Consider the following 19,704-nt stretch of genomic DNA (forward strand, 5'->3'; position numbering starts at 1 on the left):
GGGGGCCACCGTTCCCGGATATCGCTTCGCTCATCCGGGCTACGGATCGTTACAGATCTTCATCGTGGTGACGTTAGCACCGATGGGATGCCCGACAATCTCCGATAGCGTCCGGCACTTCCCATCATGGCATAGCCGCCATTCCCCCGCCGCACCGGAATTGCCGAGCACGACCTCCGGCATCGGCGCGCGCTCAGGCCTCCATTGAAACCAGCCGCCCACCAGCCGCGCCTCGGGCGGCGGCTCCATGCCGGGGCCGGTGCCCTTGACGCGGGCCTGCACCAGCTCGAGGCCGGCGGGCGTGACGCGCCAATCCTCCTGCCAGTCGACCTTGGCGATCGAATGCGTCCACACCAGCGTGAAGGCGGAGAGCGCGAGCACCTTCACGCCTCCGGCTGTTGCGAAGCAGAGGCTCACGCGGCTTCGGCAACGGTTGGCGGACGCTGCCGCCACTGCCACAGCACGAGTGCCGCCGAGAGCACGAAGCCCGCGGTGTCACTGAAGGCGAAGTCGCCGAGCAGGCAAAGAGCTGCGCCGAGCGCGACGACGCGTTCCAGCAGCGTCAGCCGCGTGAACAGGAAGCCGATCGCCACCATGCCGAACAGCGCGATCGCCACCAGCGCCTTGAAGCTCGCCAGCGCCACCGCGCCGTAGAAGCCGAGTTTTGCGGCCATGGGATCGCCGGCCTGCAACATCAAGGCGGGCGAATAGACGAAGATGAAGGGGATGACGTAGCCCGCGAGCGCAATGCGCATCGCCTCCCAGCCGATCTTGTCCGGATTCTCCTTCGCGATCGGCGCCGCCGCGAGCGCCGCCAGCGCCACCGGCGGCGAGAGGTCGGCCATGATGCCGTAATAGAACGCGAACATGTGGCTCGCGATCAGGGGCACGCCGAGTTTCGCCAGCGCCGGCGCTGCGAGCGCGGCGGTGATGATGTAGGTCGGGATGGTCGGGATGCCGGTGCCGAGCAGGATCGACAGCAGCATGGTCATGATCAGCGCCAGGAACAGGCTCTTCTCGCCGAGCCCGATCACCCAGCCACCGAAGATGGTGCCGACGCCGGTCTGCGACATCATGCCGATGATGACGCCGACGATGGCACAGGCCATGCCGACGGTGATGGCGGACTTCGCACTCTCCGCCAGCGCGTCGCGGCAGTCGCGCAGGGCCTTGAACCCGCCACGGACGAACGCGGTGATCACGATCAATCCGACGACGACGCTCGCGACCGGCACGATCTGCAAGCCGTCACGCGACAGCGCGGCGACGACGAGCGCAAGCCCGATCCAGAAGATGTAGCGGATCGCCATCGAGGACGCGCCCGTCGTGATGGCGGTGCCAAGGATCAGTCCCACCGTGAGCGCAAGGCCCATGCTGCCGGCATAGAGCGGCGTAAAGCCTTCGAACAGCATGTAGACCAGTGCGGCGAGCGGCAGCACGAGGTACCAGCGCGTCACCAGCGCCTTCCACGCGCTCGGGATTTCCGAGCGCTTCATGCCGACGAGGCCGTGCTTGCCGGCTTCCAGATGCACCATCCAGAACGCGGAGGCGAAATAGAGGATGGCGGGAATTGCCGCGGCCTTGACGATTTCCGAATATTGAACGCCGAGCGTCTCCGCCATGATGAAGGCGACCGCGCCCATCACCGGCGGCATGATCTGTCCGCCCATCGAGGCCGTCGCCTCGACGCCGGCGGCAAACGCGCGGCGATAGCCGAACCTGATCATCAGCGGAATCGTGAACTGGCCGACAGTGACGACGTTGGCGACGCCGGAGCCGGAGATCGTGCCCATCATGCCCGAGGCGAACACCGCGACCTTGGCGGGACCGCCGCGGGTGCGGCCGAACAGGCCGAGCGAAACGTCGGTGAACAGCTGGATCATGCCGGCGCGTTCCAGGAACGAGCCGAACAGGATGAACAGGAAGATGTAGGTCGCCGAGACGTAGATCGGCACGCCGTAAAAGCCTTCGGTGCCGAACGACAGATGCGTGACGATCTGGTCGAAATCATAGCCGCGATGGTTGAGCGGAGACGGCAGATATTGCCCGAAGAACCAGTAGACGAGACACGCGCCGCACATCAGCGGCAGCGCCGCGCCCATCAGGCGCCGCGTGCCCTCGAAGATCAGCACCGCGAGCAGCGTGCCGACCACAAGGTCAAGCCGGGTCGGATCACCGTCGCGCGCGATCAAATCGGCGTAGAAGATCCACTGATAGAGCCCGCAGAAGAAGCCGGCACCGCCGATCACCCAGCCCACCGCACGGCCGAACGCGCTCTTCGCGGTGAAGTTGGCGATCAGGCCGAAGGTGAGGAGAACGAGGAAGCCGACATGGACGCCGCGCACCACCTGGCTCGGCAGATAGTTGAAGGCCGCGACATAGAGCTGGAAGGTCGCAAAGGCGATGCCGATCCAGTAGGCGAGCGTGCCCCACCAGCCCGGACCAAAGCCTTCCGGAAAACCGTGCTCGAAATTGTCGAACTCAACCTTGATGGGCGCCGCATCGGTGCCCTCTGCCTTTTCCAGCATTTTGCTCGTCCCCAGCCTGCCCGTGCCGGATAGCATTGGCACAGGGTCCCAAAAACGTCATGCCCGGGGTTATCCCGGGCATTCACGAAAGTCCCCCGTCGTCATTCCGGGGCGGCTCGCAAGAGCCGAACCCGGAATCTCGAGATTCCGGGTTCGATGCTGCGCATCGCCCCGGAATGACTGGAGAGTTACTTGATCAGCCCTTTTTCCTTGTAATAGCGGATCGCGCCGGGATGCAGCGGAACCGGGCTGCCATTGGCGGCCGCCTCGAGCTTGATCTCCTTGCCCGCCGCATGCGCGTTGGCGAGCTCGGGCAGCGATTCGAACACCAGCTTGGTCATCTGATAGGCGAGATCGTCCGACACCGCCGAGCTGGTGACGAGATAGTTGACCACGGCCGCGGTCGGCACGTCCTTGTCCTGGCCGGTATAGGTGTTGGCCGGGATGATCGCGGAGATGAAGGGCGGGCCGATCTTGTCGACGGTCTCCTTCGGCACCGACACGACGGTGATCGCGCTGGACGTCGAGAGGTCCTTCAGCGAGGCGACGCCGAGGCCGGCCGATTGCAGGGTCGCGCCGAGCTGACGGTTCTTCATGAGGTCGACGGATTCGGCGAACGGCAGGTATTCGACCTTGCCGAGGTCCTTGTAGCTCATGCCGGCAGCACTGAGGATCGCGCGGGAATTGAGCTCGGTGCCCGACTTCGGCGCGCCGACCGACAGGCTCTTGCCCTTGAGGTCCGCCAGCGTCTTGATGCCGCTTTCGGCGGTCGCGACGATCTGGATGTAGTTTGGATAGATCGCGCCGATGGTGCGCAGCTTGTCCAGCTTGTTCTTGAAGCCGGCTTCCTCGTCGCCGTCCCAGGCGGCCTTGAGCGAGTCACCCAGCGTGAACGCCAGTTCGCCGCGGCCCTGCTGGAGCAGGATCAGGTTCTCGACCGACGCCTTGGTGGCCTGCACCTGCGTCTTCACGTTCGGAATCTTGTCGCCGTAGATCTTTCCGATCGCGACGCCGAGCGGATAGTAGACGCCGGAGGTGCCCCCGGTCAGCACGTTGATGAAGGATTGCGCATGCGCGCAAGGTGCCGACGCCGCCAGAGCAAGAGCCGCGGCCGCGCCGAAAATCGTCCGTTTCATGGTTTTTGTACTCCCCAAACCAGCGGCGAAATTGGCCGGATGAGGGGAGCGGGTCAACCCATCCAAAAGACAAAACAGGACTGCGCTAAATGGCCGATCCGGCTCGACTTTTGGGGAACCCGGCAGGTGCGGCGACGTGGCGCAGCCGGGCCTTGGGAGCGCGCCTCGCCGTCGCGGCAGGCCTTATTGGCAAGCTCTCACTGGAACGTCATGTCCAGGCACTTGGAGATGTCGGAGCCGAGGCCGGAGGAGATGATGATGCAGCCGCGCACCTTCTGCGCGCTGACGTCGGCGGCCCAGACCGAGTACCCGCCGGGGCCGAAGAACGAGTTGGTGTTCGGCGGCTCGGTCTCGGTGGCGTCGAAATCGTAATGGCCGTCGGTCTCGAAGATGCGCGGCTTCTTGGTGCAGCCGCCGTCGGTCTGGACGTTGATGACTTCCTTGTTGTCGCGGGTCAGCGCCAGCGAGACCTGGCAGCGGAAATATTCCGAGGTCTTGGTATTGAACAGGTAGGTGTAGGACTTGCAGGTCGCAGTGTTCAGCTTGCCCGGGGCGAGGCCGCGGCTGCACGAAATCCGCTGGTTGTGGCTGAGCTGGTAATCGTCGGCCCGGGCGGCCGGCGCCAGCGCCGTCAGCAACAGCGCGGCGACCCAGCAGGCTTTAATGACATGGTTCATCCGAATCATCCCTACCAATATTTTTGTCGAATTGCGTTCTAGACGGAAAGCGGAACATAGTCGCGCGGGGACGAAGGGAAAATCACAAACTGCTGGGCGAGGCGTGATGCAATGCGGCGCTTTCGCAAATTGACCCGGAAGCATCGTTCGTGATTTGTTCAAGCCGGGTGCCTCGATGGGGAGGATAGATGATGGCATTTTCAACGAAGACATTTTTGATTGCCGCCGTGCTCGGCGCGTTCACTGCACCCGCATTGGCGCAGACCGCTCCAACGCCTTGGGAGCTCAAGCCCGACACCGGCTATGCCTATGACAAGGAAGGCAAGACCTTCTCCTACAAGATGGGCACCAGCAATGCCGGCGAACTGCTGAAGGGCGCCAAGAAGGTGCCGCGGGGCACGCTGTTCTTCATCGGGCACAACGGCCAGCTCTACATGCGCAGCGGCCCGTATCTGGAAGGCGACGGCAAGTTCAAGTTCGGGTCGGATCAGTAGGCACAGTGCAGTAGGGTGGGCAAAGGCGCGCACTTCGCGCGCCGTGCCCACCATCTGTCACCGCATTCCGATCGACAATGGTGGGCACGCTTCCGCTTTGCCCACCCTACGGCAGCTCGCCAGCGTCCTAAAACGCGCCCGCCAGCTCCCGCGCGCCGGCGTTGTTGCTGTTGCTGTCCATCCGCGTATCCGTCACCGCCAGCAGCTTGGCGACCGTGTTGTGGCGGATCGCGACCGGGTTGCGTTCGTAGCCGCCGCGCTGGAAGAAGTTCGAGGTCGGCACCTGCTCGCGCATCGCCTGCGGCATCGTCACCATGTCGAGGCCGGTGCCGTCGCCGGTGAGGTTCATCATCTCGAGCTCGGCGGCCGTGAGCGGCCGACTGTAACCCTTGGCGCGGGCGAACAGCACCGACGTCAAAAGCTTATGGGTTTGCAGCATCGGGCCGATATCGATGTCCAGCACCATGGCATGCATGGCCCAGCCCTGCGCGGTGTTGCCGATCTTCTCGTGCTCCGACCAGGTGTCGGGCACCGACTTCGCATGCGCTACCATTTTCTTCAGCACGCCGAGCTTGTGCTCGAGCGATTGTCGCGCCGGCCCCGAGGTCCGCGCCACCTTGTCGGAGAGCGCGCGGATCAATTCATGGCCCTGCTCGGCCAGCAGCTCGACGCTGTTGGTCGTCAGCAGCTGGTTGTAACCCATCGCGGTCGAGATCGCGCGCTTGCCGCCATGCTCGATGCCCGCCTGCACATCGTAGCTGCCGGTGCCGCCGGTCTCGAACGAATAGACCCGCACGGCCTGCTCGCGCGTAAGCCCCGAGGCGAGCGCATAGCGCGCATAGGCGCGCTTGAACTCGACCTCGCTGGACGGGCGCTGCGGCGCGAACTGGTAAAGCTCCTGCGCCGCGCGCAGGAGATCGGCGACCACGGGGATGGGCTTTCTGGTCGGACGATCCGGCGTCTCTTCCGGCTCGGGGTTCACCGGCCGCTTCGGCCCGTTATAGAGCGGCGGGTGCTCCAGCACGTAATCGTCCAACGTGACCTGCTGTCCGCTGCGCCGCTTGGCGTTGCGGCCGCGGCGCTTCTCGGAGATCTGGCTCCAATAGGCGCCCGCCTCCTCGTCGAAGGCCGCGCGCGCCGCCTGATATTCCCCGAGCTTGCGGCGATATTCGAGCACGGCGGGCGATGCCCCGCCTTGCGCGAAAAATTGCGACAGGAGCTGCGCGTTGGCATCGCGGACGGTCGGCGGCAGCGCGTCAGAAGTGCCGCCGCGCGCGGCGGGCGCGAGCAGGACGAGCGCGAATGGAACCAACGCAAGGCGATTTCGAATCGAATGATGCATGCTGCCCTCTTAGCAGGCATCCGGTAACCGTCACGTTAACGCGCCGTTTACCATCGTCACTTCCAGGCGAACACCGGCTGCTCCAGCTCGGTGACGCGGGTGTGCCGCCCCGCCAGCACCTCGCGGAACTGGTAGATCAGCGCCGCCGTCGGCGCGTGAATCAGGCTCATCTGGTGATGGAAGCGGATCACGCGGCGGGAGCTTTCGGGGATTGCGATGAAGTCGAACGCGTCTTCGCGCTCGATCGTGGCGAGCGCGATGCGGTGGACGGAGGCGACCTCATCCGGGTTCGGCCGGATCGCAGCGCTGTCCGCCGCCCAGACCACCACCGGCGTAATCAGATAGCCGGAGCGGGTCGGATAAGCATCGAGCGTGCCGAGCACATCCGCGCTGGTGAGGCGAAGGCCAAGCTCCTCATCGAGCTCGCGTAGTGCCGCCTCGACCGGCGTCTCGCCGGCATCGCAGCGACCGCCCGGCAAGGCCCATTGGCCGCGATGGGCGCGCAGATGTGAGGCGCGCAGCGTGAGCAGGAATGCGGTGTCATCACCGCCGGTCGTGCCGGTCAGCGCGACCACAACCGCGGCGCGCTTCAATGCCGCCGCCGCATCGTCCTCGGGCAGGCGCGTGAAGGCCGCGCAGGCAGCCGCGATATTCCGCCGTGTGGCATCGTCGAACGGTCTCATCATGCTTGACTACACCACGTCGGGCCCCGATGAAATGAGATCGCAAGACCCGCGCAGCAATGGACGACCACATGACCAACAAGGCCGCCGCAAGGCTCAAATCGGACGGCTGGAGCATCCTCGAGACCACGGGCTTCATGCACCTGATCGGCCCCTTGTGGGAACGCAAGATCGACGGCCATTACGAATTCGCACTCGCGACCGAGGACAAGCACCACAACCGCCGCGGCATGGTCCAGGGCGGCGTGATGATGACGTTTGCCGACCGCACCTGCGGCATGACCGCCCGCTACGTCTCTGGCAAGGAATTCATGGCAACGGTGCAGCTCGACACCCATTTCGTCGAGGCCGGCCAGATCGGCGACATCCTGATCTCCCGCCCGCGCGTGGTGCGCTCGACGCGCAGCCTCATTTTCATGAGCACCGAAGTCACCGTCGACGGCCGCTGCATCGTGATGGCGAATGGCGTGTTCAAGATCTTGAAGGGCCCGGCATAGGCGCGCGGTCAGGCCGCCGCGGCGCTCGCAATGACGGGCCGAGCCGGCTATGCTGCCTCCACAAAAAGCAGCAAGGACCCGCCCATGCAATACCGCCAACTCGGCCGCAGCGGCCTCAAAGTGTCGCCGATCTGCCTGGGCACCATGATGTTCGGCGGGCCGACGGATGAAGCCGCATCCAAACGGATCATCGCGAAAGCGCACGAGGCGGGCATCAACTTCATCGACACCGCCGACGCCTATTCGAAAGGCGCGTCCGAAGAGGTCGTCGGCCGCGCCATCGCGGGCAATCGTCAGGCCTGGGTGCTCGCGACCAAGCTCGCCAACCCCATGAACAATGATACGGGCAACGATCCCAACCGTGTCGGCCTGTCGCGGCGCTGGGTGTTGCAGGCCGCCGACGAGAGCCTGAAGCGGCTCGGCACCGACCACATCGACATCTACTATCTGCACAAGGAAGACCATGCGACGCCGCTGGAGGAGACGGTGCGCGCGATGGGCGACCTGATCCGCGCCGGCAAGGTGCGCTATTTCGGCGTCTCGAACTATCGCGCCTGGCGCGTCGCCGAGATCTGCAACATCTGCGACCGGCTCGGCATCGACCGGCCCGTGGTGAGCCAGCCTTATTACAACGCCATGAACCGCATGCCCGAGGTCGAGCATTTTCCGGCCTGCTCCTATTACGGCCTCGGCATCGTGCCCTACAGCCCGCTGGCGCGCGGCGTGCTCACCGGCAAGTACAAGCCCGACGCAGCCCCGGACAAGGAGACGCGCGCCGGCCGCAACGACACCCGCATGATGCAGACGGAATGGCGGCCGGAATCGCTCCAGCTCGCGCAGGAGATCAAGACCCACGCCGAGAAGAAAGGCATCACCGCCGGCCAGTTCGCGGTCGCCTGGGTGCTCAACTCCGCCTTCGTCTCATCGATCGTCGCGGGCCCGCGCACCGAGGAGCAGTGGGACGGCTACATGAGCGCGCTCGACTACCGCTTCACGGCGGATGACGAGGCGCTGATCGACCGGCTGGTCGTGCCGGGCCATCCCTCGACGCCGGGCTACAACGACCCGGCCTATCCGATCGAGGGACGCCGCGCGCGAACGGCTTGAGACGGAGACGGGGATGGCGCACGAAGACCGCTACGGCCTGCCGCTCTCCACCTCGTCAGACGAGGCGGCAAGCACCTATCGCGAAGGCGTCGACCTCATGCTCGCGGGGTGGACCGGCACGACGGAGACGCTGGAGCGCGCGATTGCGGCCGATCCGGATTTCGCGCTAGCCCTTATCGCCCGCGCCCGCGTGCATGGCTTCTATCAGCAGGGCGATCTCGCGCGAAGCAAGGCGGCACGCGCGCGCGAGCTCGTGGCGAAGCGCGGCACGGAGCGCGAGCGCTCGCATGTCGAGACGCTGGCGCTCGCGATCGAGGGCCGGCTGATCGAAGCCATCGCGGCAATGCGAAGGCACATCGAGGGCTGGCCGCGCGATGCCGTGGTGCTGTCGCTGCCGCTCGGCGCGTTCGGCCTGTTCGCGTTCTCCGGCATGGCCGACCACGACCGCGCACGGCATGAGCTGTGCGAGCGCGTGGCGCAGCACTATGGCGAGGACTGGTGGTTTCTCACCATGGCCGGCTGGGCGATGACCGAGAACGGCGACGTCGCGCGCGGCCGTCGCGTCACCGAGCGCGGTTTCGACCTGCGCCGTCAGAACGCCCACGCCGCGCACGCCGTGCTGCATGCGATGTTCGAGGACGGCTCGATCGAGGCGGCCGACCGTCTCGTCGACGAGTGGATTCCCTCTTACGACCGCACCGGCATCCTGCACGGCCACATCCTCTGGCATCAGGCGCTCGGCGCGCTCGAGCATGGCGATGCGGCGCGCGCGCTTGCGATCTACGCCGACGTGCTTCAGCCCTCGGCCACGCAGGCGCCGCCGCTCAACGTCGTCACCGACGGCGCCTCGCTGCTCTGGCGGCTGTCGGCCTACGGCCACGCCGTGCCGGAGACGCTCTGGCTCGATGCCGATGCCATCGCGCAAAAACTGTTTCCGAAATCGAGCCTGCCCTTTGCCGACGTCCACATGGCGCTGTTCGCGGCGGCGACGCAGAACCAGGCGGCGCTCGCCGCGCGCCTTGCGGCAATCGAGCAGCGGCTGGGCGACGGCAAGCTGCCGGCCGGTCCCGTGGTGCCGGCGATCTGCCGCGCGCTCGTGGCCTTTGCCGACGAGGACTACACTTCATGCGTGCAAACGCTCGCGCCCGTCCTCGGCGAGGTCGTGCGCATCGGCGGCAGCCATGCCCAGCGCGAGCTGATCGAGGACACCTACATCGTCGCGCTCATGCGCAGCGGCGAGCTGCCCCGCGCCCGCGCGCTGCTCGACGCCCGGCTGCATCGCCGTCCCTCATTGCGCGACACCCGCTGGCAGGCGGCGATGGGCTAGCTCTGCCACGAAAAGAACATCGGCCTGGCAACAAGTGCCTGCTAGGGCGGAGGCGGGGCAAGCCGGCGAATCGTCGAGGGGTGGCGCGGTGGTATTCCAGGCGGGATCGGCTGAACAAACGGGATCGCAACCAATTTGCGGTTCGCTCGTTGTTGGGCGGAACTTTTCCGCCGCCGTGGCCCCCTGGCATACGAGGCTGACGATGCGCCTGCGCCGACCGGTCCTCGCCGTGGCCCTCGCGGCTCTCGCAAGCCCTTGTTTGGCCGAGTCTTCTGCGCCTATCGCGGTCAACAATCCACCAGCGCAGAACGCCTTCATCGACCTCCTGGCGCTGATGTCAGGCCACTGCAAGACGCTGAAGGTCGCCGGGCGCACCTTCGCTTGCAAGACGGTGGCCTACGCCCATGGTGACAAGGGCCGGGTCAATTTCGCAGTCGCCGTCGACGATCCCTCCGACGCCAACCACGTCGTGTCGTTCTCCGGCGAGAACGGCAAGCGCGCGGACGACAATTCCTACGAGCTGCGAATCGACCGCATGCTGCTCAATTCCAAGGACCGGCCCAAGGTCGACGGCCTGCCGGTGCCGGCCGAGCAGATCTCGACCGGCGTCTGCCGCCAGACCGGCAATTTCGCCGCCAAGCAGGTTTCTGACGTCACCTGCACGGCGACCGACAGCGAAGGCCGCCGATACGAGCTGCTGTTCGTCTCCGACGGCAAGCCCGTGAGCGTACGCCGCATCCGGCAATCGTCGCCGTCGATCCAGGATCCGTTCAAATAGTCTCACCATCATTGTGTATGATCGCGGCCATGCTTCGGAGCGACTCATGACGCGCGACCGCCTGTTTCTGCTGCGCCCAGGTTTCGAGGACCCGGCCTTTCCAGGTCGCCTGTTCTATTGCTGGCATTGCGCGCTGATCGAGGGGGTGCTCGCCTCGTTTCCGGCGTTGGCCGCAAAGCTCGACGTCGAGCGCATCGCATGGCCGCAGCCACGGCAGCCGGTGATCGCGCTGGTCGGCGAGGAGAACCAGTCGCTTCCGCTGCTCGTGCTGGCGGATGGGACGACGTCGCCGCACCAGACCGGCAGCCGCCACGGCCGCGCCTTCATCGCCGACAAGGACGCGATCCTCGCCGCGCTCTCCGAACGCCACGGCTTTCCCGATCCGCATCCGTGATCGTGGGAGGACCTTCGTCGCGAAACGAGGGAAGATTGGCATTGTGCGGTTTCCCAAAGGCCTCGCATAGTTGGTGCAGCAAGCAAGCCTGAAAGCGTCTCCTCCATGCCCAGCCCCCTCCCCGCCCTTATCATCGTCGACGTTCAGCGCGCGTTCGATGAGTGGGAGGCGGCCGGCAAGCGGCGCAACAATCCGGATGCGGTGGCGCGCATCGCCGATCTCCTCAAGGCGTTCCGGACGCGCGGCGCGCCGATCTTCCACGTCCGCCACGAAGGCACCAAGCCGAATTCGACGTTTCTGCCATCGTGCTCCGGCTACGCCGTCAAGGACGAAGCGCGCGAACAGCCGGGCGAGCCGGTCATCGTCAAGCGCGTCAACAGCGCCTTCATCGGCACCGATCTCGAGCAGCGCCTGCGTGCGCGCAATATCACCGCACTCGTGATCTGCGGCGCGACCACCAATCACTGTGTCGAAACGACGACGCGGATGGCCGGCAATCTCGGCTTCGACACAAGCCTCGTGCGCGACGCGAGCTGGACGTTCGACCGCATCGGGCCCGACGGCGACAAGCATTCCGCCGAGGAAATCCATGCGATGACGCTGTCGAATCTCGACGGCGAATTCGCGCGCATCGTCACCACGGATGACGTCGTCGCTTCACTCAAATCGATGCGACAATAGACCGCGCGACATCGACTCACTCACACGCGTTGACCGGAACTGATCTGCGTCGTTTCGACGCCCGCGCTTTTCGGAACGCATCGGACTCCCATCTGTTGTCACACGACGTCTCAACTGGAGTGAAGACATGAAGTATCTCTTTGTCGCGATGGCTGTCGGTGCTGCGGCGCTCGCCGGCGGATCCACGGCCAACGCGGCGGGCAAGGCCAGCGCGAAGCAGAACGCGCAGGCCAGCCAGTCCACTGACATCAGCGCGCAGCACAGGCACCACCACCATGGCTATCGCCATCACCACTGGCGCCATCACCACCACGGCTACTATCGCCCGCACTACCGCAGCTACGGCTATTATCCGCGCCACCACGGCTACTACGGCGGCGGACCGTACGGCTACTATGGCGGCGGTGGTCCCGGCGTGACCTTCAGCTTCGGCGGCGGCCGCTGGTAAGTCAAAAAGGCCCGCAGAGATGCGGGCCTTTTTCCTATCCCCGCAAGATCATCTCCGCCGTCTCCCGCCCGCTCGCCAGCGCCGCCTCGACCGTGCCCATGTCGCGGCCGCGATAGAGCGCTTCGCCGGAAAACAGCACCGGGCCGTCGGCACGCGCGAGCAGCGCCTGCGCCTCGCGCGTCCGCGGCGTTGCCCAGGAATAGGCGCCGCGGGCAAAGGGATCGTGCAGCCAGTTGGTCGCCGCGCTCGCCACGAGATCGCGCGCGATGTCTTCCCGCGGCACGCCGAAGATCGCCGCAAGCGAATCGAGCCCGGCATCGATCAGTCCTTGCCGATCGAACTTCGCCAGCTCGACCGTGCGCGGGCCGCCGAACCAGCCGGTGAGCAGGGGATGCTGGTCCGGATGCCGCGTCCACCACACCGGGATCGTCTGGTCCGACAGCAGGAAGGTCATGTCCGCGAGCTCTTGCTTGCGCTCGCGCCACCATGGCCGCGTGAAACGCAGCAGGATCTTGACGACGTTGCCGAAGCCGATGTCGTCGGCGGCCGCTGCCTTCGCGCGCGCGCTCGCCGGCAGCGCGATCTCGCGCAGCAGCGGCAGCGGCACGGTGAGGATCACGCGATCACAGCGATGCACGGCGCCGTCCGCGCCGTGGACAAGGATCGCGCCGCCCTCCTCGGCGACGGCCGACACCACACGACCGAACTGGATCGCAACCCCGTGCCTGCGGCACTCGGCCGCCAGGAAGTCGATCAGCGCACCATAGCCGCCATTGATACGCGCTTGCGGAGAGTGCCCGCCATCCATCCATTCCTCGCGCAGCGCCAGCGTCGAGGCGCGCTCGGGGTCGGCCGCGTCATAGCCCTCGACCATTCGCTCGATCGAATGGCGCATCGGCGCGTAGTCATTCCCGGAAAAATGCCGGCGCAGGAAATCGGCAACGGTGAGATCGTCCGTCAATTCGCGGAGCACGGTTTGCAGCTCGGCCTTGTGCCGATCGTGGCGATCCTCGCGCGAGATGTCTACGCCGTCGAAACTCCACTGCTCGCCTTCGATCTCCTGAAGCGACAGCCCGGCCTCGCGCAGGAGGCCGCGCGTGACCGGCGCCTCGCCATGGACGAATTCGGCGCCGCCATCGGCGGGGTAGCCGAACTCCGCCGCCGGCAGCGGATGGATGCGCCCGCCGCAGCGCTCGCGCGCCTCCAGGATCGTCACGCGTCTGCCCGCGCGCGCCAATTCGCGCGCCGCCATCAGCCCGGCCGCGCCGGTACCGACGATGACGATATGCTCCGATTGTCCCGACATGCCGGTGCTTACTTGCCGACGGCTTGCGGGTCGTTCTGGATGAGATAGCGCAGCAGCAAGACGCCGCCGCCGAGATCCCGCGTGCTCTCCAGCGTCATCGCGGTCAGCGGCGCGCGCTGGTCGCTGTCGGCATCCGTCGAGTCGAACGCGAAGGGTGCGCCCCTGGCGCCATCGATTGCAGGGCTGAGGATCAGATTGAATTCGTCGATCAGACCGGCGCGCAGGAATGCGCCATTGGCGACGCCGCCGCCCTCCACCAGCAGGCGCTTCACGCCAAGCTCGCGATTGAGGATGTCGAGCGCCAGCGCGAGGTCGATTTCGGACTTGCCGGCGAAGATATAGGACACGCCCTCGCCGCGGAGCCCGGCCAGATGCGAATCCGGCACGCCCTCGGTCAGCACCACGACAACAGGATCGCCGCCGATGTCGGACCGGCCCCAGCCGATCTTGCCCTGCGCGTCGAGCACGACGCCGTAGGTTTTCGCATCGCGCCGCGCGAACCAGTTTTCGCGGGGAAATGTCTCGCGCGTCTCGGACGGGTACGGCTTGCCCTTGGCGAACTCCGAGCCGGTGACGCGGCCGATCACCCAGGCCTCGCCACCGAGCTCGTCATGGATCTTCTCGAACCAGTCCGTGCCCGCGCCCTTTGGCCGCCAGCGGCTGGGATGCGTGCGGCCGTCGAGGCTCGAATGCATCAGACAGATGACGTAAGGCTTCATGCAAGTTCTCCGGACTTCCTTTCACGCCGGCTCATTGCCCTTGGCGCGATCGTTCACGATCACCGCGAGCGGATTGAGCGTTGGCGGGGCAACGAGCTTGAGCGTGTTGGTGTCGCGATGATTGAACGGCGCGCCGCGCACGAACAACTCGGTCTGGATCAGATAGGTCCAGCTTCCGTCGTCGTTGAAGGTGATGTCGCAGCGATAGGAGTCTGTACGGAAAGCCTGCTCCAGGAAATCGGTCGAGCAGATTCCATAAGCAGTATCGCCGCGCTTCGCCATGACGGAGATCGTCTTGTCATCCGGCCCGGCCTTGCCCGAGGCGAGCAGCACCTGCCCGCGCGGGATCGCGAGCGTCTGCATGATCAGCCCGGTCGCGGGCTCCCACAGCCAATAGCCGACCTGGTCGTGGAAGGTGATGTCTTCCTCGGGCGTGTTGATGTGAATGTGGTAGCGCAGCCCGTAAAGCAGTTGCGGCCCGTTGGCCTGCGGATCGATCGGGTCCATCCGGATGCGCTCGATGAAGGTCCGCCGCTCCGGCCCCTCCGCCTTCGGATTGATGTCGATGCCCTTGTCCGCCTGCCAAGCGCCCGCGAGCCGGCGGAGCGGGCCGAGATTGGCAAGGCCGTCGGGCGAGACGTCCTCGGGCTCGGTGAAGATGTCGGCGGGAATGGGGAGCATGGGTGTCCTCGCGTCGTTGCGGGACGCAGCAATAGCACAAGGACGGCACAAATCGACTGCACTGGAACCAGGGTGCGGGCCGGGTGTTATCAGTCCTTAAGCCTCCAAAATCGGGGCTCGAATGGGCAAGGACGCCCATGTCACGCGTCGCAGGGGAGTCCGGTGCTGTCTGAGACAAACGCTCGGCAGTCAGCTGAAATGGGCTTCCTCGCTGACGGAGGCGAGCTGGGCGCCATGATGAGCGCCCACGACTGGTCGGATTCACCGCTCGGTCATCCCCGCGACTGGTCCCGGGCGCTGAAGTCGACGGTCGGCATGCTGCTGGCTGCGCAAGCCCAGATCGTCCTGTTCTGGGGTCCTGATTTCGTCGCACTCTATAACGACGCCTATTCGCCCGGCATCGGCGCCAATCACCCCCGCGCCCTCGGCCGCCCGGCGATCGAGAACTGGGGCGAGCTGTGGGACGATCTCGAACCGCTCCTTGCCGGAGTCCGCCGGACGCGGAAGACATTCGCCGCCAAGGATCGTCCCTTCTACGTCGAGCGTCATGGTTACGGCGAAACCAGCTACTGGGATGTCTCCTACTCGGCCGTACCTGATGACGATGGCTCGGTCGGCGGCGTCCTCTGCATCGTGTCCGAGACGACCGAACGTATTCTTGGCGAGGCGCGGCTGCGGAATAGCGAGGCACGCTACCGGGAGCTGACCACGACGCTCGAGCAGCGCGTCGCCGAACGCACGGCGGAACGTCATCTGCTTGCCACCATCGTGGAGACCACCGACGGGCAGATCCAGGCGCTCGATCTCGACTATCGCTGGCTCGCTATCAACACGTCCTGCGCCGATGCCTATCAGCGGATCTACGGCAAGCGGCCGAGGGTCGGCGATTCCCTGCACGAATTCCTCGCCGACCGGCCCGAGCATCTCGCGGCGGCAACGGCGATCTGGGCACGCGCGCTGGATGGCGAGGCCTTCATCAACATCGACGAGTTCGGCGATCCGCAATTCGACCGCCGCGTCTTTGAAATGAAGTTCGAGGCGCTGCGCGCGCCTGACGGCACGCGGATCGGTGCGTTCCTGACCGGGATCGACGTGACGGATCGCCTGGAGGAGCAGGCGCGGCTTGCGCAAGCCGAGGAAGCGCTGCGTCAGGCCCAGAAGATGGAGGCGATGGGCCAGCTCACGGGCGGCGTCGCGCACGACTTCAACAATCTGCTCACGCCGATCGTCGGCCTGCTCGACATGTTCCAGCGCAAGGGCATCGGCGGCGAGCGCGAGCATCGCCTGATCGCCGGTGCGGCGCAGGCCGCCGAGCGCGCCAAGACGCTGGTTCAGCGTCTCCTCGCCTTTGCGCGCCGGCAACCGCTTCAGGCCGTTCCGGTCGACATCGGCCGCCTCGTTGCCGACATGGGCGATCTGATCTCCAGCACGACGGGACCCAAGATCCAGGTGACGGTGGATACGCCGGAAGGGCTTCCAGAGGCCATGGCCGATCCCAACCAGGTCGAGATGGCGATCCTGAACCTCAGTGTGAACGCCCGTGACGCCATGCCCGATGGCGGCAAGCTGCGCATCTCGGCCAAGGCCAGGACGGTCGTCCGCGGACATCATTCGGATTTGGCGCCGGGCGCCTATGTCTGCATCTCGGTCGCGGACACCGGCATCGGCATGGACGAAGCCACACTCGCCCACGCCGTCGAACCGTTCTTCTCGACCAAGGGGATCGGGCAAGGCACCGGTCTCGGCCTCTCGATGGTGCACGGCCTTGCGTCGCAGCTCGGCGGCGCGCTGACGATCAGGAGCGCGGTGGGGTTGGGCACGACAGTTGAGCTGTGGCTGCCGGTCAGCCAGGCGTCCACAGCGCAGAGCCACACCGTCCCGCAACCAAAGCTGCGGCCGCTTCCCGTCGGTACGGCCCTTTTGGTGGATGACGAACCACTGGTGCGCATGAGCACCGCCGAGATGCTGGGCGAGCTCGGCTACAGCGTCGTCGAAGCGGGCTCCGCGGAGGACGCGCTCCAGCGCGTCAGGGAAGGCCTGCGGCCGAACCTGCTCGTCACCGACCATCTGATGCCCGGCATGAGCGGAACGGATCTCGGCCTCGCCCTGCGCGACCAATATCCCGAGCTTCAGATCCTCGTCGTGTCAGGCTACGCCAACAACGAAGGCATCACGCCGGACTTGTCGCGGCTGACGAAGCCGTTCCGAAGCGACGAGCTGGCGGCGAGCCTGGCGGGCCTGGCGAAGGTGGGACGGTAGAGGGGATACCGACTATCGGTCCGAGCGCACATTGAGCGTCAAGGTCGTATCCGCTGAGGATGAGCAAGTCCGCTGTATGAGGCGAAGCGAAGCCGAACCTAGTCAGTTCGGCTCCGTCGCCGGGAAGTTTAATGGCGATGGTCGCGGACCTCGGGTTGAGTCCGGTGATCCCGAACGATGGGTTGATTGCGATGGTCCCGCACGACCGGCGGGGCGCGATGGTCGCGGACGATGGTTGTGGCGCTCGAGGGTGTCACCGCGCTTGCCAACGTAACGGCTGCGAGAGCCGCAAGAATGTAATTGCGCATCAGTCTTGTCCTTTGCCTGGTGGATCACTGCGAGCCACCGGACAAAAGACTAGTTTGATCAGTCGGAATGATATGTGTCGTCGATCACGCGTGATTATCGATGCGGCGGCGACCGTGCGCGCCCTTGTAGCCCGGATCGAGCGAAGCGAAATCCGGGACCGACCGACCGCATCGCACGACCGCCCACGCAGCACCAAACCCGGATTACGCTAGCGCTCCATCCGGGCTACGCACTCCATCCGGCTATGTGAGTTGACGCCTCCGCCACAAGCCCGGCGCCCACCTTCAACGACTTCAACGCCAGCCCGCCGCCAACGCCACGCTGCTGCAATACGCCGAGGTCTCACCGGACCTGGCACGAGGCGGTGGGCAACGGCACCGCCTCTTGTGGGTGATGTTCTTGCCGCGAAGCCCGCCCTCACGGCGTTCGGCGACTACCTACGGTCCCGGCAAGCGGCGCGGGCCGGCTGATCAAAACTGGCGCTGAGGTGAAATGGTGCCCAGGGGCGGAATCGAACCACCGACACTGCGATTTTCAGTCGCATGCTCTACCAACTGAGCTACCTGGGCGTGCTGAGCGAAGGACCCAAGGCCCATCGAGCGGGCGGTTTATAGTGGGCTGGAAGCGGCCTGTCCACCCGGCTTCGCCAAGAGCCTTCGCCGGACGCGGCCCGGCTGTGCACAAGCCGGGGCCGCCTCGCCGCAGCTGGCGCTCAGCGCATCGCCGAATCAAGCAACAGATTGATATTGCTAAGTTATTCTATGTCTTCGACATCATCGTCGCGGCCGGGGATGAGGTAAGAGCCTTTCAGCCAGCGGTTCAGGTCGACGTCGCGGCAGCGCGAGGAGCAGAACGGACGGGTGGCCTGCGCCTGCGGCTTGCCGCAGATCGGGCAGGTTTTGAGCGGCCCGGAGGGCTTTTTGACCTGGTCGTCCATAATGTCGGCGGCTTACGGGAGGTGACAGAGTTCAAGAGCCTGTCGGCAAACGGGTTCCTCGGGCGGCGGCGCATGCGGTCCCGCCGGGCTCCAGTGGGCCCATTCTACTGTGCATGGGGTTGTTTTCGAGAATTTAGTTGGAGCTCACACCGCCGTGGCGTTGAGCCAGCCGAAGCGGATCGGGAAACCCTCGCCGCCGAGCAGCGTCGTGGTCTCGTAGAGCGGCAGGCCGACGACGTTGGTGTAGGAGCCGACCATCTTGACCACGAAGGAGCCGGCAATGCCCTGCACGGCGTACCCGCCGGCTTTGCCGCGCCATTCGCCGGAGCCGATATAGGCCTGGATGTCGTCTTCCGAGAGGCGCTTGAAGCGGACGCGGGTCTCGACCAGGCGCTGGCGGAAGGCCTCGCGCGGCGTCACGAGGGTAATCGCGGTGTAGACCCGGTGGTTGCGGCCCGACAGCAGCCGCAGGCACTGCGCGGCCTCGTCCACGAGATTGGCCTTGGGCAGGATGCGGCGGCCGACCGCCACAACCGTATCGGCGGAGAGGATGAAGGCGCCGCGCAGCTCGTCGTCGAGCTGCACCGATTTCAGCGCGGCATCGGCCTTGGCTCGCGCGAGGCGATTGGCACAGGCGCGCGGCAGCTCGCCCCGCTTCGGCGTCTCGTCGACGTCGGCCGGCCGGAGCGCGTCCGGCTCGATGCCGGCCTGGTTGAGCAGCGACAGGCGTCGCGGCGAACCGGAGGCAAGTACGAATTTGGGGCGGCCGAGCATCAGGTGATTTTGGGAGATGAAGCAGGGGGTGAATTGCGCGCGGAACCTATCGGACGGGGGCTGATTTCACAACCCGGGAACCCGGACTTTGGTGATTCGAGGCTTCCGACATGCGTGTGCCCTCAGTCTGTGACGCGGGTGTTACGCCCGCCCGATGCTACCCACTCGCCGCGCCGACCTTCGCAAAGCGCCGGCGGATGCGCATCACGAGCTGGTCGCAGACCTCGCGGTAGGCCGCGAGCTTCTGGTCGCGGCTGCCTTCGATGGTGGTGGGATCCTGCGTCGGCCAGTATTCGACGTCGGCGGCGAGCGTGCGGGTCAGCTCCAGCGCCTTGTGGTGCGCTTCGGGCGAGAGCGTGATGATGAGGTCGAAATTCAGCCCCTCCCAGTCCTCCAGCTCCTCGAAGGTCTGCGGCTTGTGGACGGAGATGTCCTGGCCGAGCTCGGCCATCACGCTGACCGCGAACGGATCAAGCTCGCCGCGCCTGGCGCCGGCCGACTTCACGTAGAGGCCTTGCGGAAACATGTGCCGCAGCAGGCTCTCCGCCATCGGCGAGCGCACGCTGTTCATCGCACAGGCGAACAGCACCGATTGCGGATCGCGTGCGCGTGTGGGCGCAGCCATCC

At 65.8% G+C, this 19,704-nt stretch carries 21 protein-coding genes and 1 tRNA gene; 9 read left to right on the forward strand and 13 right to left on the reverse strand.

The genetic code is table 11. The annotated features are described in order from the left end of the window. Positions 1-39 precede the first annotated feature (39 nt). From NLM25_RS41410 to NLM25_RS41425, 4 genes are all read right to left on the reverse strand, one after another. Positions 40-417 (reverse strand): DUF1850 domain-containing protein, encoded by a 378-nt coding sequence (locus NLM25_RS41410; protein WP_254140745.1) that lies wholly within the window; start codon positions 415-417, stop codon positions 40-42. Next, entirely contained in the window at positions 414-2,528 is a 2,115-nt protein-coding gene (locus NLM25_RS41415; RefSeq protein WP_254140746.1) for a TRAP transporter permease, read from the reverse strand. Before NLM25_RS41415 ends, NLM25_RS41410 begins: the two co-directional genes overlap by 4 nt. A gap of 188 nt (positions 2,529-2,716) precedes the next feature. Next, on the reverse strand, positions 2,717-3,664 hold the full coding sequence (locus NLM25_RS41420; RefSeq protein WP_254140747.1) for a TAXI family TRAP transporter solute-binding subunit: 948 nt from the start codon (positions 3,662-3,664) through the stop codon (positions 2,717-2,719). A 197-nt stretch (positions 3,665-3,861) separates the two neighbouring features. Continuing rightward, positions 3,862-4,341 carry a hypothetical protein gene (locus NLM25_RS41425; protein WP_254140748.1) on the reverse strand — a complete coding sequence of 160 codons (480 nt, stop codon included), beginning with the start codon at positions 4,339-4,341 and terminating at the stop codon, positions 3,862-3,864. A 191-nt stretch (positions 4,342-4,532) separates the two neighbouring features. Between NLM25_RS41425 and NLM25_RS41430 the strand changes: the two genes are divergently transcribed. Then, positions 4,533-4,835 carry a hypothetical protein gene (locus tag NLM25_RS41430; protein WP_254141355.1) on the forward strand — a complete coding sequence of 101 codons (303 nt, stop codon included), beginning with the start codon at positions 4,533-4,535 and terminating at the stop codon, positions 4,833-4,835. 127 nt (positions 4,836-4,962) lie between these two features. Here the strand turns inward: NLM25_RS41430 and NLM25_RS41435 are convergent, their stop codons facing one another. Next, positions 4,963-6,177, reverse strand: coding sequence for a hypothetical protein (locus tag NLM25_RS41435; RefSeq protein ID WP_254140749.1), 1,215 nt, complete (start codon positions 6,175-6,177; stop codon positions 4,963-4,965). 56 nt (positions 6,178-6,233) lie between these two features. Next, positions 6,234-6,863 carry a CoA pyrophosphatase gene (locus NLM25_RS41440; protein WP_254123677.1) on the reverse strand — a complete coding sequence of 210 codons (630 nt, stop codon included), beginning with the start codon at positions 6,861-6,863 and terminating at the stop codon, positions 6,234-6,236. A gap of 68 nt (positions 6,864-6,931) precedes the next feature. On the opposite strand from NLM25_RS41440, the gene NLM25_RS41445 reads away from it, so the two are divergent. From NLM25_RS41445 to NLM25_RS41475, 7 genes are all read left to right on the forward strand, one after another. Continuing rightward, the gene (locus NLM25_RS41445; protein WP_254140750.1) at positions 6,932-7,357 is read left to right on the forward strand and encodes a PaaI family thioesterase; all 426 of its coding nucleotides are present in this window, start codon (positions 6,932-6,934) and stop codon (positions 7,355-7,357) included. 84 nt (positions 7,358-7,441) lie between these two features. Beyond that, positions 7,442-8,464: an aldo/keto reductase gene (locus NLM25_RS41450; protein WP_254140751.1), complete on the forward strand. Its 1,023-nt coding sequence runs from the start codon at positions 7,442-7,444 to the stop codon at positions 8,462-8,464. Between the two features lie 13 nt (positions 8,465-8,477). Further along, complete coding sequence (locus NLM25_RS41455; RefSeq protein ID WP_254140752.1) at positions 8,478-9,791, forward strand: tetratricopeptide repeat protein; 1,314 nt, start codon at positions 8,478-8,480, stop codon at positions 9,789-9,791. 202 nt (positions 9,792-9,993) lie between these two features. Further along, positions 9,994-10,569 carry a hypothetical protein gene (locus NLM25_RS41460; protein WP_254140753.1) on the forward strand — a complete coding sequence of 192 codons (576 nt, stop codon included), beginning with the start codon at positions 9,994-9,996 and terminating at the stop codon, positions 10,567-10,569. A gap of 46 nt (positions 10,570-10,615) precedes the next feature. Beyond that, positions 10,616-10,963 (forward strand): DUF3088 domain-containing protein, encoded by a 348-nt coding sequence (locus NLM25_RS41465; RefSeq protein WP_254123686.1) that lies wholly within the window; start codon positions 10,616-10,618, stop codon positions 10,961-10,963. A gap of 105 nt (positions 10,964-11,068) precedes the next feature. Further along, entirely contained in the window at positions 11,069-11,644 is a 576-nt protein-coding gene (locus NLM25_RS41470) for a cysteine hydrolase family protein (RefSeq protein ID WP_254140754.1), read from the forward strand. A gap of 127 nt (positions 11,645-11,771) precedes the next feature. Continuing rightward, positions 11,772-12,092 carry a hypothetical protein gene (locus tag NLM25_RS41475; protein ID WP_254140755.1) on the forward strand — a complete coding sequence of 107 codons (321 nt, stop codon included), beginning with the start codon at positions 11,772-11,774 and terminating at the stop codon, positions 12,090-12,092. A 34-nt stretch (positions 12,093-12,126) separates the two neighbouring features. On the opposite strand, the gene NLM25_RS41480 is transcribed toward NLM25_RS41475, so the two are convergent. Genes NLM25_RS41480 through NLM25_RS41490 form a run of 3 tightly spaced genes read right to left on the reverse strand, consistent with a single transcriptional unit; the run spans position 12,127 to position 14,798 of the window. Beyond that, positions 12,127-13,398, reverse strand: a complete 1,272-nt coding sequence (locus tag NLM25_RS41480; RefSeq protein ID WP_254140756.1) for an NAD(P)/FAD-dependent oxidoreductase — start codon at positions 13,396-13,398, stop codon at positions 12,127-12,129. A gap of 8 nt (positions 13,399-13,406) precedes the next feature. Beyond that, on the reverse strand, positions 13,407-14,117 hold the full coding sequence (locus NLM25_RS41485) for a dihydrofolate reductase family protein (RefSeq protein WP_254140757.1): 711 nt from the start codon (positions 14,115-14,117) through the stop codon (positions 13,407-13,409). Positions 14,118-14,138: 21 nt separating this feature from the next. Next, complete coding sequence (locus tag NLM25_RS41490; protein WP_254140758.1) at positions 14,139-14,798, reverse strand: FABP family protein; 660 nt, start codon at positions 14,796-14,798, stop codon at positions 14,139-14,141. A 234-nt stretch (positions 14,799-15,032) separates the two neighbouring features. Between NLM25_RS41490 and NLM25_RS41495 the strand changes: the two genes are divergently transcribed. After that, a complete protein-coding gene (locus NLM25_RS41495) occupies positions 15,033-17,057 on the forward strand; it encodes an ATP-binding protein (protein WP_375167868.1) in 2,025 nt (674 codons plus the stop codon). Positions 17,058-17,859: 802 nt separating this feature from the next. Here the strand turns inward: NLM25_RS41495 and NLM25_RS41500 are convergent. The 4 genes from NLM25_RS41500 to NLM25_RS41515 all read right to left on the reverse strand — a co-directional run bounded on the left by NLM25_RS41500 (position 17,860) and on the right by NLM25_RS41515 (position 19,702). Next, positions 17,860-17,935, reverse strand: a tRNA-Phe gene (locus tag NLM25_RS41500). 185 nt (positions 17,936-18,120) lie between these two features. After that, the gene (gene yacG / locus NLM25_RS41505; protein ID WP_254140760.1) at positions 18,121-18,303 is read right to left on the reverse strand and encodes a DNA gyrase inhibitor YacG; all 183 of its coding nucleotides are present in this window, start codon (positions 18,301-18,303) and stop codon (positions 18,121-18,123) included. Between the two features lie 144 nt (positions 18,304-18,447). Then, positions 18,448-19,077: a Maf-like protein gene (locus NLM25_RS41510; protein ID WP_007597557.1), complete on the reverse strand. Its 630-nt coding sequence runs from the start codon at positions 19,075-19,077 to the stop codon at positions 18,448-18,450. A 157-nt stretch (positions 19,078-19,234) separates the two neighbouring features. Then, positions 19,235-19,702: a low molecular weight phosphatase family protein gene (locus NLM25_RS41515; protein ID WP_254140761.1), complete on the reverse strand. Its 468-nt coding sequence runs from the start codon at positions 19,700-19,702 to the stop codon at positions 19,235-19,237. Positions 19,703-19,704: the final 2 nt, after the last annotated feature.

The sequence above is a fragment of the Bradyrhizobium sp. CCGB01 genome, assembly GCF_024199795.1.
Classification (GTDB): domain Bacteria; phylum Pseudomonadota; class Alphaproteobacteria; order Rhizobiales; family Xanthobacteraceae; genus Bradyrhizobium.

Bases quoted from the DNA above. Each gene is read 5' to 3' on its own strand.
- NLM25_RS41415 (WP_254140746.1), bottom strand. From the start codon at position 2,528: ATGCTGGAAAAGGCAGAGGGCACCGATGCGGCGCCCATCAAGGTTGAG.
- NLM25_RS41420 (WP_254140747.1), bottom strand. From the start codon at position 3,664: ATGAAACGGACGATTTTCGGCGCGGCCGCGGCTCTTGCTCTGGCGGCG.
- NLM25_RS41425 (WP_254140748.1), bottom strand. From the start codon at position 4,341: ATGAACCATGTCATTAAAGCCTGCTGGGTCGCCGCGCTGTTGCTGACG.
- NLM25_RS41430 (WP_254141355.1), top strand. From the start codon at position 4,533: ATGGCATTTTCAACGAAGACATTTTTGATTGCCGCCGTGCTCGGCGCG.
- NLM25_RS41435 (WP_254140749.1), bottom strand. From the start codon at position 6,177: ATGCATCATTCGATTCGAAATCGCCTTGCGTTGGTTCCATTCGCGCTC.
- NLM25_RS41440 (WP_254123677.1), bottom strand. From the start codon at position 6,863: ATGATGAGACCGTTCGACGATGCCACACGGCGGAATATCGCGGCTGCC.
- NLM25_RS41445 (WP_254140750.1), top strand. From the start codon at position 6,932: ATGACCAACAAGGCCGCCGCAAGGCTCAAATCGGACGGCTGGAGCATC.
- NLM25_RS41450 (WP_254140751.1), top strand. From the start codon at position 7,442: ATGCAATACCGCCAACTCGGCCGCAGCGGCCTCAAAGTGTCGCCGATC.
- NLM25_RS41455 (WP_254140752.1), top strand. From the start codon at position 8,478: ATGGCGCACGAAGACCGCTACGGCCTGCCGCTCTCCACCTCGTCAGAC.
- NLM25_RS41460 (WP_254140753.1), top strand. From the start codon at position 9,994: ATGCGCCTGCGCCGACCGGTCCTCGCCGTGGCCCTCGCGGCTCTCGCA.
- NLM25_RS41465 (WP_254123686.1), top strand. From the start codon at position 10,616: ATGACGCGCGACCGCCTGTTTCTGCTGCGCCCAGGTTTCGAGGACCCG.
- NLM25_RS41470 (WP_254140754.1), top strand. From the start codon at position 11,069: ATGCCCAGCCCCCTCCCCGCCCTTATCATCGTCGACGTTCAGCGCGCG.
- NLM25_RS41475 (WP_254140755.1), top strand. From the start codon at position 11,772: ATGAAGTATCTCTTTGTCGCGATGGCTGTCGGTGCTGCGGCGCTCGCC.
- NLM25_RS41480 (WP_254140756.1), bottom strand. From the start codon at position 13,398: ATGTCGGGACAATCGGAGCATATCGTCATCGTCGGTACCGGCGCGGCC.
- NLM25_RS41485 (WP_254140757.1), bottom strand. From the start codon at position 14,117: ATGAAGCCTTACGTCATCTGTCTGATGCATTCGAGCCTCGACGGCCGC.
- NLM25_RS41490 (WP_254140758.1), bottom strand. From the start codon at position 14,798: ATGCTCCCCATTCCCGCCGACATCTTCACCGAGCCCGAGGACGTCTCG.
- NLM25_RS41495 (WP_375167868.1), top strand. From the start codon at position 15,033: ATGATGAGCGCCCACGACTGGTCGGATTCACCGCTCGGTCATCCCCGC.
- yacG (WP_254140760.1), bottom strand. From the start codon at position 18,303: ATGGACGACCAGGTCAAAAAGCCCTCCGGGCCGCTCAAAACCTGCCCG.
- NLM25_RS41510 (WP_007597557.1), bottom strand. From the start codon at position 19,077: ATGCTCGGCCGCCCCAAATTCGTACTTGCCTCCGGTTCGCCGCGACGC.
- NLM25_RS41515 (WP_254140761.1), bottom strand. From the start codon at position 19,702: ATGGCTGCGCCCACACGCGCACGCGATCCGCAATCGGTGCTGTTCGCC.